Source organism: Actinomadura geliboluensis (genome assembly GCF_043197915.1).
Lineage (GTDB): Bacteria > Actinomycetota > Actinomycetes > Streptosporangiales > Streptosporangiaceae > Spirillospora > Spirillospora geliboluensis.
Genome location: NZ_JBICUA010000017.1, coordinates 86,016 through 102,614, shown reverse-complemented (window position 1 = coordinate 102,614; position 16,599 = coordinate 86,016). Strand labels below are relative to the sequence as shown.

16 protein-coding genes are annotated in these 16,599 nt (G+C 73.1%); 4 read left to right on the top strand and 12 right to left on the bottom strand.

The genetic code is table 11. The features are described from left to right. Positions 1 to 20: 20 nt before the first annotated feature. The 7 genes from ACGFI1_RS39970 to pgsA form a co-directional block, all read right to left on the bottom strand. Entirely contained in the window at positions 21 to 635 is a 615-nt protein-coding gene (locus ACGFI1_RS39970; protein ID WP_138635829.1) for a DUF6928 family protein, read from the bottom strand. A gap of 107 nt (positions 636 to 742) precedes the next feature. Then, positions 743 to 1,666 carry a pyridoxal 5'-phosphate synthase lyase subunit PdxS gene (gene pdxS / locus ACGFI1_RS39965; protein WP_364551743.1) on the bottom strand — a complete coding sequence of 308 codons (924 nt, stop codon included), beginning with the start codon at positions 1,664 to 1,666 and terminating at the stop codon, positions 743 to 745. 131 nt (positions 1,667 to 1,797) lie between these two features. Next, complete coding sequence (locus tag ACGFI1_RS39960; protein WP_392742964.1) at positions 1,798 to 2,835, bottom strand: DUF3048 domain-containing protein; 1,038 nt, start codon at positions 2,833 to 2,835, stop codon at positions 1,798 to 1,800. 108 nt (positions 2,836 to 2,943) lie between these two features. Then, positions 2,944 to 3,486 carry a hypothetical protein gene (locus ACGFI1_RS39955; protein WP_392792894.1) on the bottom strand — a complete coding sequence of 181 codons (543 nt, stop codon included), beginning with the start codon at positions 3,484 to 3,486 and terminating at the stop codon, positions 2,944 to 2,946. 11 nt (positions 3,487 to 3,497) lie between these two features. Further along, complete coding sequence (locus ACGFI1_RS39950; RefSeq protein WP_392792892.1) at positions 3,498 to 4,658, bottom strand: glycosyltransferase family 4 protein; 1,161 nt, start codon at positions 4,656 to 4,658, stop codon at positions 3,498 to 3,500. 10 nt (positions 4,659 to 4,668) lie between these two features. Further along, positions 4,669 to 5,613 carry a phosphatidylinositol mannoside acyltransferase gene (locus ACGFI1_RS39945; protein WP_392742957.1) on the bottom strand — a complete coding sequence of 315 codons (945 nt, stop codon included), beginning with the start codon at positions 5,611 to 5,613 and terminating at the stop codon, positions 4,669 to 4,671. Further along, complete coding sequence (gene pgsA, locus ACGFI1_RS39940; RefSeq protein WP_392792890.1) at positions 5,610 to 6,269, bottom strand: phosphatidylinositol phosphate synthase; 660 nt, start codon at positions 6,267 to 6,269, stop codon at positions 5,610 to 5,612. The genes ACGFI1_RS39945 and pgsA overlap by 4 nt, the downstream gene beginning before the upstream one ends. A 327-nt stretch (positions 6,270 to 6,596) precedes the next feature. Between pgsA and ACGFI1_RS39935 the strand changes: the two genes are divergently transcribed. The 3 genes from ACGFI1_RS39935 to ACGFI1_RS39925 all read left to right on the top strand — a co-directional run bounded on the left by ACGFI1_RS39935 (position 6,597) and on the right by ACGFI1_RS39925 (position 10,251). Further along, positions 6,597 to 8,765, top strand: coding sequence for an elongation factor G-like protein EF-G2 (locus tag ACGFI1_RS39935; protein WP_387075783.1), 2,169 nt, complete (start codon positions 6,597 to 6,599; stop codon positions 8,763 to 8,765). Between the two features lie 92 nt (positions 8,766 to 8,857). Beyond that, positions 8,858 to 9,313 (top strand): hypothetical protein, encoded by a 456-nt coding sequence (locus ACGFI1_RS39930; protein WP_138635821.1) that lies wholly within the window; start codon positions 8,858 to 8,860, stop codon positions 9,311 to 9,313. After that, positions 9,310 to 10,251 carry a hypothetical protein gene (locus ACGFI1_RS39925; RefSeq protein ID WP_386875895.1) on the top strand — a complete coding sequence of 314 codons (942 nt, stop codon included), beginning with the start codon at positions 9,310 to 9,312 and terminating at the stop codon, positions 10,249 to 10,251. The genes ACGFI1_RS39930 and ACGFI1_RS39925 overlap by 4 nt, the downstream gene beginning before the upstream one ends. 23 nt (positions 10,252 to 10,274) lie before the next feature. Here ACGFI1_RS39925 and ACGFI1_RS39920 read toward each other — a convergent pair whose 3' ends face one another. Next, the gene (locus tag ACGFI1_RS39920) at positions 10,275 to 10,679 is read right to left on the bottom strand and encodes a thiol-disulfide oxidoreductase DCC family protein (RefSeq protein WP_138635819.1); all 405 of its coding nucleotides are present in this window, start codon (positions 10,677 to 10,679) and stop codon (positions 10,275 to 10,277) included. 14 nt (positions 10,680 to 10,693) lie between these two features. Continuing rightward, positions 10,694 to 11,320 carry an HIT family protein gene (locus ACGFI1_RS39915; RefSeq protein WP_386875892.1) on the bottom strand — a complete coding sequence of 209 codons (627 nt, stop codon included), beginning with the start codon at positions 11,318 to 11,320 and terminating at the stop codon, positions 10,694 to 10,696. 155 nt (positions 11,321 to 11,475) lie between these two features. On the opposite strand from ACGFI1_RS39915, the gene ACGFI1_RS39910 reads away from it, so the two are divergent. Continuing rightward, complete coding sequence (locus tag ACGFI1_RS39910; protein WP_392792889.1) at positions 11,476 to 12,105, top strand: Asp23/Gls24 family envelope stress response protein; 630 nt, start codon at positions 11,476 to 11,478, stop codon at positions 12,103 to 12,105. On the opposite strand, the gene ACGFI1_RS39905 is transcribed toward ACGFI1_RS39910, so the two are convergent. The 3 genes from ACGFI1_RS39905 to ACGFI1_RS39895 all read right to left on the bottom strand — a co-directional run bounded on the left by ACGFI1_RS39905 (position 12,087) and on the right by ACGFI1_RS39895 (position 16,563). Next, positions 12,087 to 12,695, bottom strand: a complete 609-nt coding sequence (locus ACGFI1_RS39905; RefSeq protein WP_392792887.1) for a hypothetical protein — start codon at positions 12,693 to 12,695, stop codon at positions 12,087 to 12,089. The genes ACGFI1_RS39910 and ACGFI1_RS39905 overlap by 19 nt on opposite strands. Positions 12,696 to 12,850: 155 nt before the next feature. Continuing rightward, the gene (gene thrS / locus ACGFI1_RS39900) at positions 12,851 to 14,836 is read right to left on the bottom strand and encodes a threonine--tRNA ligase (RefSeq protein WP_386875886.1); all 1,986 of its coding nucleotides are present in this window, start codon (positions 14,834 to 14,836) and stop codon (positions 12,851 to 12,853) included. 263 nt (positions 14,837 to 15,099) lie between these two features. Continuing rightward, positions 15,100 to 16,563, bottom strand: coding sequence for a sugar porter family MFS transporter (locus tag ACGFI1_RS39895; protein ID WP_387075794.1), 1,464 nt, complete (start codon positions 16,561 to 16,563; stop codon positions 15,100 to 15,102). Positions 16,564 to 16,599 lie beyond the last annotated feature (36 nt).

Here is a 16,599-nt window from a genome sequence, read left to right as displayed (position 1 = left end):
CGGGCGTTCCGGGGCGGCGGTCAGGCCAGTTTGAAGCGGCGCAGCGGGAGTTCGAGGGGCAGGAAGCCGTCCTTGCCGCGGTCGGCGATGCCGCGGCCGAACATGTGCTCCGCGGCGAGCGCGAGCCCGAACTCCTCGGGGTCGAACGGCAGCGGGACGTCCGGCGCGCCCGCGTCGACGGCGGCCCAGAACGGGCGCTCGGCGGGCAGCCGGTCGCCCTGGTCGACGACGACGCCGTCCTCGGCGGTGACGAACACGTCGCGCAGCAGCGTCCCGGACTCGTACCAGCGGAACCAGCACCCGCGGATCACCGTGTGCAGGACGAGCACGCCGCAGCGGGACCCGGGCAGCGCCGCCGCGGCGGTGTCGGCGATCCGGCGGGCGTCGTCGTCGAGGCAGAACAGCCGCCGGTCGCACAGCAGCAGCGCGCGGTCGTACGCGCCGACGAACAGCTCGTCCTCGTACGGCCAGAGCGCGAAGTCCAGGACGGTGTCACCGGTCTCGGTCAGGACGGCCGCGGGGTAGAGCCGGCGGGCGATCCGCGCGGCGGCGTCCGGGTCGGGCTCGAGGCCCGGCCCGAACACCTCGGTGGGTTCACCCGCGCTCGCACATGCCAGCGCGACCGACCAAGCCATGCTCTCCCCTCCCGCGGCCGGACACCGCCCGGGGGTGCGCCCCTCGCCGGCCACGCCGCCAGGTTAACCCTGTCAGGCCGCGGTGTGGAGCCCGGGTCCCGGTCACCTCACCAGCCGCGGCCCGCGAACTTCTGGTCCTCGCCGAGGGAGGCCGCGCTGATGCCGACCATGGCCTCGCCGAGCCCGCGGGAGACCTTGGCGATCACGTCGGGGTCGTCGTGGAAGGTGGTGGCCTTCACGATGGCCTCGGCGCGCTGGGCCGGGTTGCCGGACTTGAAGATCCCGGAGCCGACGAAGACGCCCTCGGCGCCGAGCTGCATCATCATGGCCGCGTCGGCGGGGGTGGCGATGCCGCCGGCGGTGAACAGCACGACCGGCAGCTTCCCGGCCTGCGCGACCTCCTTGACCAGCTCGTAGGGGGCCTGGAGCTCCTTGGCGGCGACGTACAGCTCGTCCTCGGGCAGGTTCTGCAGGCGGCGGATCTCCTGCCGGATCTTGCGCATGTGGGTGGTGGCGTTGGAGACGTCGCCGGTGCCGGCCTCGCCCTTGGAGCGGATCATCGCCGCGCCCTCGGTGATGCGGCGCAGGGCCTCGCCGAGGCTGGTGGCGCCGCACACGAACGGGACGGTGAACGCCCACTTGTCGATGTGGTTGTCGTAGTCGGCCGGGGTGAGCACCTCGGACTCGTCGATGTAGTCGACGCCGAGGGCCTGCAGCACCTGGGCCTCGACGAAGTGGCCGATACGGGCCTTGGCCATGACCGGGATGGAGACCGCGCCGATGATCCCGTCGATCATGTCGGGGTCGCTCATCCGGGAGATGCCGCCCTCGGCGCGGATGTCGGCGGGCACCCGCTCCAGGGCCATGACGGCGACCGCGCCCGCGTCTTCGGCGATCTTCGCCTGGTCGGGCGTGACGACATCCATGATCACGCCGCCCTTGAGCATCTCCGCCATGCCGCGCTTGACGCGGGCGGTCCCGGTCTCGGGAGCGGCGTTGTCAGTGGCGGGAGTGGAAGTGGACACGGGCATTCCTCACGTGGACGGACGACAAATCACTTTCCATGATATTGCCTGCTCGCGGGACCTCTCGACCCCGCAGAGTGTCAACGGCCACGCCCGCGCGCTTACGGAGTGACCGACGGCCCGTCCGGGACGGCGGGTCAGGGGGTGTAGGGCTTGCCGTCGTTGACGAGCAGCACCCAGACCTGGCCCGGCGCGAACGTCATCGGCTTGCCGTCGGCGGTGGTGAAGGTGGTGCCCTTGTCCTCCGAGGGGCGCGACCACTTGGCCTTGTAGGACTTCCCGTCGCGCAGGACGACCGCCCGCCCGCTCCCGGTGGTGTGGATCAGCGGCGTGTAGCTGCCGAGGAAGTCGTGGAACTTCGAGCGGGTGGTCTTGGCGTACTGGATGACGACGGTCTTGCCGCCGAGCCGGCCGCCCTCGGCGGCGCGGTCGGGCCGGCCGCCCCAGCTGGCGAGCCACCGCTTCTGCTGGGCCGACCAGGTGAAGCCCATCGTCGCGCTGGGCCAGCGGGCGGTGAAGGACCGGGTGGGCTCGCCGCCCTCGGGGGCGGCCCCGAACCGGAAGCCGATGTCGCGCGGCTTCGCGGCCTTCGGCGCCCGCTTGAGCAGGTCCTTCGGGTCGGCGTACAGGTTGTAGGGGATGCGCTTGGCGCTGGAGCGGGAGTAGGCGCCGCCCGCCTTCTCCTGGGAGAGGTCGTACACCGGCGCCTTGCGGATGTACTTCTTCATCTTGCTCTGGACGCCGGAGAACGCGAAGGCGGGGCGGCCGAATTGCGGCAGGATGTGCAGGTCGGAGATGCGAGCGCTGCGCACCGGCCCGACCCGCTTCGGCAGCTTGGACGAGTAGACCGCCATCAGCCGGGTCTCGCCGCCCTCGACCTGCTCGACGTAGACGATGTCGGCGTCCTTCACCCCGCTCTGCGGCAGCGCCGGCGCGGTGTTCTCGATCTTGACGGCGAGGACGGGGTTCGCCAGCCCCCTGGTGCCGCCGTTGAACGGGTGGACGGCGGGCTCGGGCGTCTCGGACGGCGGCGCGGGCGTTCCCGTGCTCCGCGGCGGCGGCGCGCTCCGCGGCTTCTCCGAGCCGGAGCAGGCGGCCAGGCCGGCGCCGAGGACGAGGGCGCCGAACCCCGCGGCCGTGCGGCCGTAGGCGGTGCCGGTCCATGCGGATCGCACGATGTACCCCTCCTTGGACGGTCTGCCAGAGGGTAGCGAACGCCGCCCGGTGCGCCCGCCCGTCCAGCGGTACGGATCCGGGGCCCCGGTGTGATCAACGTCGCACGGTCAGATTCCGGGCGGATCGTCGTCGATCTCGAAGAAGTCGGGGAGCGCGGCGCGGCCGGCGAGCGGCAGCACCCTGATGAGCAGCTTGCGGCGCGCGGTCCTGGCCTGGGCGACGGCGTCGTTGTAGAAGCGGCGGGCGTAGGCGACCTTCGCGGCGGCGGAGGACAGCTCGTCCAGCACCTCCTTGCCGTCGCCCGCGCCCCGCGCGCTGATCGTGCCGACGAACTCGGGCTGGTCGACGACCGCGCGCAGCGCGCGGGACAGGTCGCTCTCGGCATACTCGCGGCGCTCGGCGTCGGCGGTGCGCGCCTCGTGCGCGGCGGTCGCCAGCACGAGGCTGGTGGCGGGGTCCAGCAGCCGGGACGCGGCCAGCTCCAGCGCGGCGGCGGCCCGCCGCACGAGCGCGGCGTCCAGCGCGGCGCGGGCGGTCTCGACCCGGACGTGCAGCCGGTCGAGGCGCGTGGCGCGCCACGACACGTACACGCCGACCAGGAAGACGACGGCGATCCAGAACAGGACGTCGATGATCCAGTCGTAGGACATGGGGTGCGCTCCTACAGCCCTAGGCCGGACTCGACGACCCCGGCGCCGTCGTCGGTGACGGTCTCGTACACCCGCAGCACGTCGCGCGCCACGGCCGACCAGTCGTAGGCGCGCACGGCGGCGCGGGCCTCCGCGGACAGCTGCTTGCGCCGCGCCGGGTCGTCGAGGAGCTCGCCGGCCGCCGCCGCGAGCGCCGCGTGGTCACCGGTCGGGAACAGCGCCCCGGCCCGGCCGCCGAGCAGCACCCGGTCGAACGCCTCGATGTCGCTGGCGAGGATCGGGGCGCCCGCCGACATCGCCTCGGCGAGCACGATGCCGAAGCTCTCGCCGCCGAGGTTCGGCGCGACGAAGACGTCCACCGAGTGGTAGGCGCGGACCTTGTCGGCCTCGCTGACCATGCCGAGCACGGCGACGCGGTCGCGCAGCTCGGGCGACACCCGGGCGATCACGTCGTCGGCGTCGCCGGGCCCGGCGAGCAGCAGCCGCAGCCCGGGGCGGCGGCTGCCGAGGATCTCGAAGGCGCGCAGCAGCACCTGCAGGCCCTTGCGGGGCTCGTCCATCCGGCCGAGGAACCCGAGCGCGCCGTCGTCGCCGCCGTGCGGGGCCTCGGCGCGGCCGCGCCAGCCGGGCAGCGGCTCGGCCATCGCGTACCGCTCGGTCGCGACGCCGTTGGGGATGAGCACGGCGTCGCCGCCGAGGTGCTCGACGAGGGTGGTGCGGGCCGCCTCCGACACCGCGATCCGGCCGGTGATCTTCTCCAGCGCGCTCTGCAGGATCGGCGCGGTGACCGACAGCGCCCGCGACTTCTCGTAGGAGGCGTGGAAGGTGCCGACGATGGGCCCGTCGGCGGCCCAGCAGGCGAGCAGCCCGAGGGAGGGCGCGGCGGGCTCGTGGACGTGCAGGACGTCGAACCCGCCGTCGTGGATCCACCGCCGGACCCGCCCGGCGGACAGGAACCCGAACGCCAGCCGCGCCACGGACCCGTTGTAGGGGACGGGAACGGCGCGCCCGGCGGACACGACGTAGGGCGGCAGCTCGGCGTCGTCGTCGGCCGGTGTGATCACCGACACGTCGTGGCCGAGCCCGAGCAGCGCCTCGGCGAGGTCGCCGATGTGCTGCTGCACGCCGCCCGGGACGTTCCAGGTGTACGGGCAGACGATTCCGATCCTCATCGGCCGGCTCTCATCCCCCGCCGCCCGCTCCCCGGCGGCCCGGCAGGTCGTCCACCCAGACCTTCTGCAGCATGTGCCAGTCCTCGGGGTGCGCGGCGATGCCCTCCTCGAAGGCGCGCGCCAGCTCCTGGGTCATGGCCTGGATCTTCTCCTGTCTGGCGCCCGCGTCCGGGACGGGGATCTCCTCGTGGACGCGCGCCGCCCAGTACTCCCCCTCGTACCAGAGTGTCACGGGAATGAGGGCGGCGCCGGTCTGGACCGCGAGCGCCGCGGAAACGGCCGGCATCCGGGCGGTGGCGCCGAAGAACTCGACGTCGATGCCGCTTTCGGTCAGGTCGCGGTCGACGACGAGGCAGACCGGCCGCCCGGCGCGCAGCCGCTGCGCCATCCGCCCGTACGCGGAGGCGCCCCGGTGGGCGAGGACCTCCATGCCGAGGCTCTCGCGGAACTCGACGAACCGGTCGAACAGCGACGCCGGCTCCAGCCGCTCGGCGACGGTGGTGAAGGGGTAGCCGCAGTGCACGAGCCACGCGCCCGCGTGCTCGTAGTTGCCCATGTGGGGCAGCGCGAGGATCACGCCGCGCCCGGAGTCGAGGTTGGTGAAGATCTTCTTCTCGCCGGTGACGCGCATCCGGCCGAGGATCCGGGCCTTGTCGTACTCGGGCAGCCGGAAGACCTCCAGCCAGTAGCGCAGGTAGGAGCGCAGCACCTTCTTGCTGAGGACGCGGACCTCGTCGTCGACGGCGTCCTTGCCGAGGACGCGGCAAAGGTTCTTCTCCAGCTGCCGCACCCCGGACCCGTACCGGTGCCAGGTGCGGTCGGCGATCGCGGTGAAGGCCAGCCGGGCCATGCTCTCGGGCATCTTGCGGACGACCGTCCAGCCCAGCGCGTAGACGGCGTCGGTCACCTCGTCGCGGAGCGAGGGCGGCGCGCCGCCGCGGCGGGGCGTGGTCACGGCCGCGGCTCCGGCGTCTTCGCCGCGCCGTTCTCCTTCTCGGCGCCGTCCATGGCCGGGGCGTCCTTCGCCTGGACGTACACCGTGGCGAACCGCTGCCCGACGGTGACGGTGCTCAGCACGGCGAGCACCCACAGGGCGACGGCGAGGATGAAGGGGACGCCGAGGCCGTCGAACCCGGCCGCGACGAGCGCGACGATGAGGCGCTCGGCGCGCTCGGCGATGCCCACGTTGCAGGTGTAGCCGAGCCCTTCCGCGCGGGCCTTGGCGTAGGACACCACGACGCCGGCGACGAGGCAGTACAGCGCGACCCCGGCGAGCGGCTCCTGGCCGTCCCGGTACAGGCCGATCATCAGCCCGGCGAAGATCGCGGCGTCGGCGACGCGGTCCATGGTGGAGTCCAGGAACGCGCCGAACTTGGAGATCTTGCCGGTGACCCGGGCGACCGCGCCGTCCAGCATGTCGAACAGGACGAACGCGGTGATGACCATCGTCCCCCAGAAGAACTCCCCGCGCGGGAAGAGGACGAGCGCGCCGGCGGCCACGCCGACCGTGCCGATGACGGTGATGGCGTTGGGCGACACTCCGGTCCGCGCGACCGTCTGCCCGACGGGGGTGAGGACGCGCCCCAGCGCGGGCCTGATCTTGTTGAGCATCGCCGTCCGTTCTCGTGGTCTCCGGGGTGCGGGCCCTGCTCCGGCCGGGGGCGGGCCTCCGCAGCGCGCCCATCGTAGTGCGGCCGGGGCGGAGACGTGGTCGGCGCCGGGTTTGGGGGCCGGGCGGCCCGGACAGATGACGGTTGATTGCGGTTCCCCCCTTGTGGTCCCGGCCATCACGGGAAAGGGTGGTGGTACGGGTGTGACGTCGGTCACGCGCGATGGGACGAGGTCGGACGCCGCACTCGGACGTCGGGGCCGGGCCCGCCGGGCCGGGCCCAAGCCGCACGCGGGCCTCCGCGCGGAGACCCGTCCGAGGAGGTAGTCATGGCGGACAAGGGAGGCCACCCGGGAGCCCCCGGCAGGGCACCGGAGGCCGGCGGGTGCGACAGGGTGCGCAACGTCGCGCTGGTCGGCCATTCGGGAGCCGGCAAGACCACGCTCGTGGAGGCGCTGCTCGCCGCGACGGGCACGGTGCAGCGGGCGGGCAAGGTCGAGGACGGCACGACGGTCAGCGACTTCGACGAGGTCGAGGTGCGCCAGCAGCGCTCGGTGAACCTGGCGCTCGCCCCGCTCATGCACGGCGACGTGAAGGTCAACCTCATCGACACGCCGGGGTACGCCGACTTCGTCGGCGACCTGCGGGCCGGGCTGCGCGCCGCCGACGCGGCGCTGTTCGTGATCTCCGCGGTGGACGGCATCGACGGCCTCACCCGGATGCTGTGGGAGGAGTGCGCGGCGGTGGGAATGCCCCGCGCGGTCGTCATCACCAAGATCGACCAGCAGCGCGGCGACTTCGACGACGTCGTGATGACCTGCCAGGACGTCTTCGGTGAGGGCGTCGCCCCGCTGTACTTCCCCGCGGCCGGCGGGGACGGCGGGCTGAAGGGCCTGATCGGGCTGCTGTCGCAGCGCTGCCTCGACTACTCCACCGGGCGGCGCACCGAGTGCGATCCGGACCCGGAGTACCTGGAGCAGATCGCCGAGCAGCGCGCGTCGCTGATCGAGGGGATCATCCAGGAGAGCGAGGACGAGACCCTCATGGACAGGTACCTGTCCGGCGAGGACATCGACGTCAAGGCGCTCATCGGGGACCTGGAGACGGCGGTCGCGCGGGGCAGCTTCTACCCCGTCCTCGCGACGTCGGTCCCGCACGGCGACCACCCCGGCCCGGTCATCGGGATGCTGGAGCTGCTGGAGGTCGTCACCCAGGCGTTCCCCTCCCCGCTCGAACACGGCATCCCCCCGGTCACGGCGGTGAGCGGCGGGCCGCCCAAGGAGATCACCTGCGACCCGGAGGGGCCGCTGGTCGCCGAGGTCGTCAAGACCACGTCCGACCCGTACGTAGGCCGGATCTCGCTGGTCCGGGTGTTCTCCGGGACGCTGCGCCCCGACACGACGGTGCACGTGTCCGGGCACGGCATGGCCGACCGCGGGCACGAGGACCACGACGTCGACGAGCGGGTCGGCGCGCTCACCTCCCCGCTCGGCAAGACGCAGCGCACCGCGGCGTCCTGCTCGGCGGGCGACATCTGCGCGGTGGCGAAGCTGAGCCGCGCCGAGACGGGCGACACCCTCTCCGACCCCGGCGCGCCGCTGCTGATGGCGCCCTGGTCGATGCCCGACCCGCTGCTGCCGGTGGCGATCCGCGCCAAGTCCAAGGCCGACGACGACAAGCTCAGCCAGGCGCTCGGCCGGCTCGTCGCCGAGGACCCGACGCTCCGCCTGGAGAACAACCCCGAGACGCGGCAGCTGGTGCTGTGGTGCATGGGCGAGGCCCACGCCGACGTGCTCATCGACCGGCTCAAGACCCGGTACGGCGTCGAGGTCGACCGGGTGGAGCTGCGCGTCCCGCTGCGGGAGACGTTCGGCGGGCCGGCCCGGGGCCTCGGCCGGCACGTCAAGCAGAGCGGCGGGCACGGCCAGTACGGCATCTGCCACATCGACGTGGAGCCGCTGCCGTCCGGTGAGGGCTTCGAGTTCGTCGACAAGATCGTCGGCGGGGTGGTGCCGCGGCAGTTCATCCCGTCGGTGGAGAAGGGCGTCCGGCAGCAGATGGCGCGCGGGGTGTCCGCCGGGTACCCGCTCGTGGACGTCAAGGTCACCCTGCACGACGGCAAGGCGCACTCGGTCGACTCGTCCGACATGGCGTTCCAGGCCGCCGGGGCGCTGGCCCTGAAGGACGCGGCGAGCCAGGTGCCGATCCTGCTGCTGGAACCGGTCGACGAGGTGGAGGTGCTGATCGCCGACGAGTACGTGGGGCCGATCATGTCCGACCTCACCTCGCGGCGCGGCCGGGTCCTCGGCTCCCAGGCGGTGCCCGGCGGCCGCACCATGATCAAGGCGGAGGTGCCGCAGCTGGAGATCGTCCGGTACGCGATCGACCTGCGGTCGATGTCGCAGGGCACCGGCACGTTCAACCGCACGTTCCTGCGCTACGAGCCGCTCCCGACCCACCTGGCCGACAAGGTCGCCGCCGAGTCCCGCGACGACTAGCGGCGCGGCGCCGCGTTCGGGCGCCGCGCGGGTGCCGCGCGCATGCCTAAAGCCCCGCCCGCACTGGCCGGGCGGGGCTTTAGGCTTGCCGGGTGGATCTTCCTGCCCTCCGGCTGGGGCCTCGCGCGCGGCTCTGGCGGTCACTCTCGGGCGCCGTGGTCGTCGGCGCCCTGTTCTACACCAGCGCGTACGGGAGCAACGACGCGTTCCCGCTCGGCCCGATGACGCAGTTCGCGTTCTCGGTGAAGAACGACGGCGGCACGATCAGCTCCTACTGGCTGGAGGCCGACACCGCCGCCGGCGCGCACGTGAAGCTGTCCTTCGACGCCGTCGGGACGGGCATGAAGCGCGCCGAGATCGAAGGGCAGATGTCGCGGATCGTCCGCGACCCGTCGCTGCTGCAGGGCATCGCCGACGGGCAGCGCAGGCTCCACCCCGGGCAGCCCCGGCTCACCCGGATCTACGTCGTGCAGGAGATCAAGAAGTTGAAGAGCGGCAAGGTCGTGTCGACCATGCGGCAGAACCGCGTCGTCTGGGACGTCCGGTGACGGCCGCGGCGACACCGGAGGCGCCCCGGCCGGTGCGGCCCGCCGGGGACGCGCCCGAACCGGCCCGCACCCCGTGGGACCGCTGGTGGTTCGGGCCGGTGCCGCGCGCCCGGATCGCCTGGCTGCGGGTCCTCGGCTACGTGTTCCTGCCGTTCGACATGCTCCTGCTGACCAGCAGTTCGCTGTCGCACGCGCGGCTGCCCGCCGACCTGTACCAGCCGGTGCTGCTCGCCCGCCTGCTGCACCTGCCCGCGCCCACGCCGTGGTCGATGTACACGCTGCTGGTGGTGACCATCGCGGCCGGGCTCGTGGCCATGACCGGGCGGGTGCTGCCGCGCGCGAGCGGCTACGTCGCCGCGTGCGGGTACCTGTGGTGGGTCACGATCAGCATGTCGTACGGCAAGGTCGACCACGACCACCTGGCGCTCGTCGTGGCGCTGTTCGTGCTGCCGAGCGTCGGCCGCGCGGGCATCGGCGACTCGCGGCGCTGCGAGGCGTCGGCGTGGTCGGTGCGGTGCGTCCAGATCGGGGTGGTCGCGGCGTACTTCCTGTCCGCGTGGGCGAAGGTGCGCATCGGCGGGTTCCCGGCGTGGCCGAACGGGTCGACCGTCCAGTGGGCGCTGAGCCGGCGCGGGACGCCGCTCGGCCGCAGCTTCATCGACTACCCGGTGATGCTGAAGGCCAGCCAGTGGTTCATGTTCCTCGCGGAGGCGCTGTCCCCGGTGATGCTGTTCGTCCGGGGCCGGCCGCTGTACGCGCTCGTGCTGTTCTTCGCCGGCTTCCACGTCGTCACCTACGCGCTGATGACGATCCACTTCCTGCCGCACGCGATCTGGCTCGCGGCGTTCCTGCCGCTGGAGCGGCTGACCGGGCTGCTGCCCGAGCGCCTGGGCGGCGGCAGGCCCGCCGCCGAGCCCGCCGCAGAGCCCGCCGCCTGAGACGGGGGCGCACCGGCGCCGGGTCAGGTCCCGGCGCCGGGACGCCGGTCGGCGGGCAGCATGCACGCGGCCGTTCCGCCCGGCATCCGGTGCCGGTTGTTCGCGACGAGCCGGTACACGCCGTGCGCGAGCCAGCTCACCGGCGGAACCCGCAGGAGCACGCCGGGCACCCGCCACAGGCCGCCGGCGGCCGTCAGCATCCGCCCGATGGCCTCGGCGCCGCCGCTGACCCGTCCGGCCCGGTCGACCCACAGCACCTCGTACTGGGCCCGCTCAGCCGTCGTGCCGAGCGCGTCCAGGTCGGCGAACTGCCAGGCGACGACCGCCGCCCGGACGGGCACGCGCCGCTCCAGGAACCGCGCCGACGATGTGCAGAACCCGCAGTCGCCGTCGAACACCAGCACCGGCGGTTCCACCCCGCCCGCCATGGGAGCCGCGCCCGTCATCGGACGGGCCAGGCGTCGGCGAGCATCTGGCGGGTGTCGCGCAGCAGCTGGGGCAGCACGCGCGTGTGCCCGACCACCGGCATGAAGTTGGTGTCGCCGCCCCAGCGCGGGACGACGTGCTGGTGCAGGTGCGCCGCGATCCCGGCGCCCGCGACGAGGCCGAGGTTCATGCCGACGTTGAAGCCCTGCGCGCCGCTGGCCTTGCGCAGCGCGGTGAGGGCGCGCTGGGTGTACGTCGCCAGCTCCACGTACTCCGGCTCCTCCAGCTCGGTGTAGTCGGCGACGTGCCGGTAGGGGACGACCATCAGGTGCCCGGAGTTGTACGGGTAGAGGTTCAGCACCGCGAACACCGACTCGCCGCGGGCCACGACGAGGCCCTCGTCGTCGTCCATCTGGGGGATCTCGCAGAAGGGGCAGCCGTCGCCCGCGCCCGCGCCGCTCGGCTTGCCCTCCCCCTTGATGTAGGCCATCCGGTGCGGGGTCCAGAGCCGCTGGAAGTTGTCGGGTGTGCCCGCGCCGCCTCTCTCCTCCTCGAAGCGGGGCGTGCGCGCGTTCCCGGCGCCGGCCCCGGGCGCGTCCTCGCGCCCCTGCTGCACCACGGACTCCTCCGGCTCTGCGGTCAAGGCGGTGGTCTCCTTTTGTTCACGGCCTGACCAGCAGCATAGAGAGAGAAGCGGCCGGGGCTGTAGCCGGGATCCCCTCCAGGGCACGGGTTCGCGCGTGACGTTTGCCGGTGACTCCGACACCATGGTCATCTCAACTCACCATGGGAGCGATCATGACCGGGCTCGACAGGCGGCAGAGCGGCGGCGGCGAGTCGAGGCCGGACCCCGGCGCGAAACCGTTCTTCCCGGGGGCGCCGGACCGCGCGACGACCGTGCCGCCGCCCGGCGTCCCGCTGCCGGCCCCGCCCGCACCGGCACCCGGCGCGGCGGCGCCCGGCCCGGCGGCGCCCGGCCCGGCGGCGCCCGGCCCGGCGGCGCCGGCACCCGGGGTGGCGGGCCCGCCACCGCTGCCCGGGGCGGCCGCCGCGCCGCCGATGACGCTGCACGGCTCCGCCAACGACGTCACCGTGGCGGTGGAGGGCCGCGTCACGATCGACGACGCCGTGCTGGCGAAGATCGCCGAGCTGGCGGCGCAGGAGGTGGCGGGGGTCGCCGGCCTCGCCCCGGCGGGCGCGCGCGTCGCCGTGGGCGACGAGGAGGCCACCGTCGACGTCGCCATCGCGGTCGAGTACGGCACCGTGATCAAGGACGTCGCCGCGATGGTGCAGGGCAACGTGGCGCGGATCGCGGGCCTGATGCTCGGCTCGCGGGTGGCGGCGGTCAACGTGTCCGTGACGGACGTCCGGATGCCGGCCGCGCCGTCACAGGGCCGCGGCGCGGCGGGTCAGACGCCCCGCGCGTAGCAGCTCTGCATGCCGCCGCCGACCGACACGGTCGTGACCTTCACGCGTTCGACGAGGCCCCCCGAGACGCCGGCGAAGTAGAAGGTGTGCGGCCGGCCCGCGCTCGCGGTCGCCTGCTGCGACTTCGGCGCCCGCCCCCGCAGCACGAGCTCGGCCCGGATCAGCCCGCTGGCGGAGACGGTGACGAGCACGTTCACCCCGGCGGACGTGACGCGGTAGAGGCCCGTCCCGTCGGGGCACCAGTCGAGGGTGTCGCCGGTGTTCTGCTCGGGAATCGTGGGGCCGCCGCCCTGCCCGCCGGTCCCGGCGGTCGGGTACGGCCGGCCGCCGCCGTTCTGCTGCGGCACCGGGTTGGTCGGCGTCGCCGAGGCCCCCGGGGCGCCCGGGACACCGGCCTGCCCCGGGACGGCCGACGCGGACGGGCTCGCCGGGCCCTGCGCGCCCGCAGCGCCCTTCTTCCCGTCGTCCATCAGCGGCTGGAGCAGCACGACGACGGCGGCGGCGACGAGCGCCAGCGTGCCGCCGTAGCCCGCGATCCGGCCCCAGAGACGGGGCGGCCGGCCCCGCCGCGCCGGTCTCCTGGACTTCATCTCCGCCGTCTCCCCGTCGTGGCAATTGATCGAAGAGGCTACCAACTCCGGGCGGCCCGCACCCCGCCGTCAGCGGAGCCGGAGCCGCCCGCCGCCGGAGCCGCCGTCACCGCACCGGGCCCGCGCCCGCGGTCCCGGTGCGGTGGCGCCCGCGCTCAGATCTGGACGCGGGCCTCGACGGCCTTGACGATCTCGTCGACCGCCTCGTCGATCGGGACGCCGTTCTTCTGCTCGCCGCTGCGGTACCGGAACGACACGGCGTCCTTGGCCACGTCGTCGTCGCCCGCGAGCAGCATGTAGGGGATCTTCTGCTTCTGCGCGTTGCGGATCTTCTTCTGCATCCGGTCGGAGGAGGTGTCGACCTCGACGCGGACGCCCCGCTCGCGCAGCTTCGCCGCGACCCGCTCCAGGTGCGGGACGTGCGCGTCGCCGATCGGGATGCCGACGGCCTGCACCGGCGACAGCCACGGCGGCATCGCGCCCGCGTAGTGCTCGACGAGCACGCCGAGGAAGCGCTCCACCGACCCGAACAGCGCCCGGTGGATCATCGCCGGGGTCTGCCGGGTGCCGTCCGCCGCCTGGTACTCCAGGCCGAACCGCTTCGGCTGGTTGAAGTCGAGCTGGATGGTGGACAGCTGCCAGGTCCGGCCGATGGCGTCCTTGGCCTGCACGGAGATCTTCGGGCCGTAGAACGCGGCGCCGCCCGGGTCGTCCACGAGCTCCAGCCCGGACTCCTCGGCCGCCTGGCGCAGCGCCGCGGTGGCCTCCGCCCAGTCGGCCTCCTCGCCGATGAACTTGTCGGAGTCGTCGCGGGTGGACAGCTCCAGGTAGAACTCGGAGAGACCGAAGTCGCGCAGGACGCTGAGCACGAAGGTCAGCAGCGACTTGATCTCGTCGCCCATCTGCTCCTTGGTGGTGTAGATGTGCGAGTCGTCCTGGGTCATGCCGCGCACGCGGGTGAGCCCGTGCACCACGCCCGACTTCTCGTACCGGTACACCGACCCGAACTCGCAGAGCCGCAGCGGCAGCTCGCGGTAGGACCGGCCCCGCGCCCGGAAGATCAGGTTGTGCATCGGGCAGTTCATCGGCTTGACGCGGTACTCGACGTCGTCGACCTCGAAGGGCGGGAACATGTCCTCGCCGTAGTACGGCAGGTGGCCGGAGGTCTCGAACAGCGACGACTTGGTGATGTGCGGGGTGTTGACGAACTCGTAGCCGGCCTCCTGCTGCCGGCGGCGCATGTAGTCCTCCATCTCCTTGCGGATGATGCCGCCCTTGGGGTGGAAGACCGGCAGGCCGCTGCCGAGCTCCGGCGGGAAGGAGAACAGGTCGAGTTCGGCGCCGAGCCGGCGGTGGTCGCGCTTCTCGGCCTCCTCGAGGAACTTCAGGTACTCGTCCTGCTTGTCGCGGGACTCCCACGCGGTGCCGTAGATCCGCTGGAGCTGCGGGTTCTTCTCGCTGCCGCGCCAGTAGGCGCCGCCGGAGCGCATCAGCTTGAACGCGGGGATGACGCGGGTGGACGGCAGGTGCGGGCCGCGGCACAGGTCCTTCCAGCGCAGCTCGCCGGACTTGGCGTCGAGGTTGTCGTAGATGGTCAGCTCGCCGCCGCCCACCTCGACGTCGGCGCCGTCCGCGGCGTCCCCGACCGGGCCGGAGCCCTTCAGGCCGATCAGCTCCAGCTTGTAGGGCTCGGCGGCCAGCTCGGCGCGCGCGTCGTCGTCGGAGACGGGGCGGCGGGCGAACCGCTGGCCCTGCTTGACGATCTCGCGCATCCGCTTCTCGATGCGCTTGAGGTCCTCGGGGGTGAACGGCTCGGCGACGTCGAAGTCGTAGTAGAAGCCGTTCTCGACCGGCGGGCCGATGCCGAGCCTCGCCTCGGGGAACAGCTCCTGGACGGCCTGCGCCATCACGTGCGCGGCGGAGTGCCGCATGATCGCGCGGCCGTCGGCGGAGCCGATCTCGACGGGCTCGACGGCGTCGCCGTCGGCCAGCCCGGCGGCGAGGTCGCGCAGCTCGCCGTTGACCCGGGCGGCGATCACGGTGCGGCCGTCGGCGTCCAGCGCCTCGCCCGCGGTGGTGCCCGCCGGTACCGCCCGCTCGCCGCCGTCGAGTCTGATGCGCAGTTCGGGCACGGTGGACACGGGTACTCCTCGCGATGGTGGTCTGGGATCAGCGGGTTCCGATGCTATCGACTCGGCGTCCGCGCCGGACGCATCCGGTTCCATCGGGTCTCCTCTCGTCGTGGAGGGCCCGCGGCGTCCCCGGAAAGCGGAAGGGCCCCGGGGATCGCTCCCGGGGCCCTTCCGCGTGCAAGGTCAGTGCATGCCGCGGTGCCGGGAGTGACCCGGCGTCGTCGTCTCGATGCTGACGTGCGGCATGCCACCACTGTAACCGAGGGGCGCGGTCATGCGCGCGCCCTCGGGGCGGCGAGCTCGTCCATGTCCTCCAGTTCGCGGCCCTTCGTCTCGGGGACGGCGCGGATCACGAACAGGATCGCGAGGACGGAGAACAGGGTGTAGAGGCCGTAGGCGAGGCCGAGCGAGAAGCCGGAGATGCCGGGGAACGTGGTGGTGACCACCCAGTTGGCGATCCACTGCGCGGCGGCGGCGACGGCGAGCGCGGACGCTCGGATGAAGTTGTTGAACATCTCGCCGAGCATCACCCACACGACCGGGCCCCAGGTCGCGGCGAAGGAGGCGACGAAAACGTTGGCGGCGACGAGCGCGACGGGCCCGGCGACATCGCCGAGGTTGGGCTGCCCGTCCACCACCGGGGCGGTGGCGAAGCAGACGGTGAGGGTGCCGAGGGACAGCGCCATGCCGGTGGCGCCGCCGAGCAGCAGCGGCCGGCGCCCGATGCGGTCCACCAGGGCGATCGCGACCAGCGTGAAACCGACGTTCACCAGCGAGTTGATCACCGAGGTGAGCATCGCGTCGTTCTCGGAGAACCCGACCGCCTGCCACAGCGACGACGAGTAGTAGAAGATCACGTTGATGCCGACGAACTGCTGGAAGACCGACAGCAGGATCCCGACCCACACGATCGGCAGCAGCCCGAGCCGGTGGCCGCGCAGGTCCCGCAGGTGGACGGGCCGGTCCTCGGCGATCGACCGGACGATCTCCCTGATCTTCAGGTCCACGTCGCCGTGCCCCATGACCCGCCGGAGCACCTCGCGGGCGCGCGCGGTCTGGTGCTTCTTGACCAGGTAGCGGGGCGACTCGGGGATGGTCGTGGCGATCACGCCGTACATGACGGCGGGCACGACGGCGCTGGCGAACATCCAGCGCCACGCGTCGCCGCCCCAGGGGAACGTTCCAGTGGCGCCGCCGTCCGACACCCGCGCGATGACGTAGTCGACGACCAGGGCCGCGAAGATGCCGAGGACGATCGCCATCTGCTGCAGCGAGCCGAGCCGGCCGCGCAGCTCGGCGGGCGCGATCTCGGCGATGTAGGCGGGCGCGATCACCGACGCGGCGCCGATGGCGAGGCCGCCGACCAGCCGCCAGGCGGTCAGGTCGACCGCGCTGAAGGCCAGCGCCGAGCCGATCGAGCTGATGACGAACAGCACGGAGGCGAGGAGCATCACCCGGACGCGGCCGATCCGGTCGCCGATCGGCCCGGCGAACCAGGCGCCGACGGCGCAGCCGAGCAGCGCGGCGGACACGACGAACCCGACCGCGAAGCCGCTCAGCTCGAACCGGTCCTTGAGCGCGTCGACGGTCCCGTTGATCACCGAGGAGTCGTAGCCGAACAGGAAGCCGCCGAGGGCGGCGGCGCCGGCGAGCAGCACGGCGGTGGCCGTGGCGTGCGAGGGGCCGTCCCGCTCCGGGTCGTCCGAGGGTCGCGGTGCGCTGCCGGTCGTGGTCATGCGCCCTGATCTTCCCCGGGAGATCGACCTTATGCG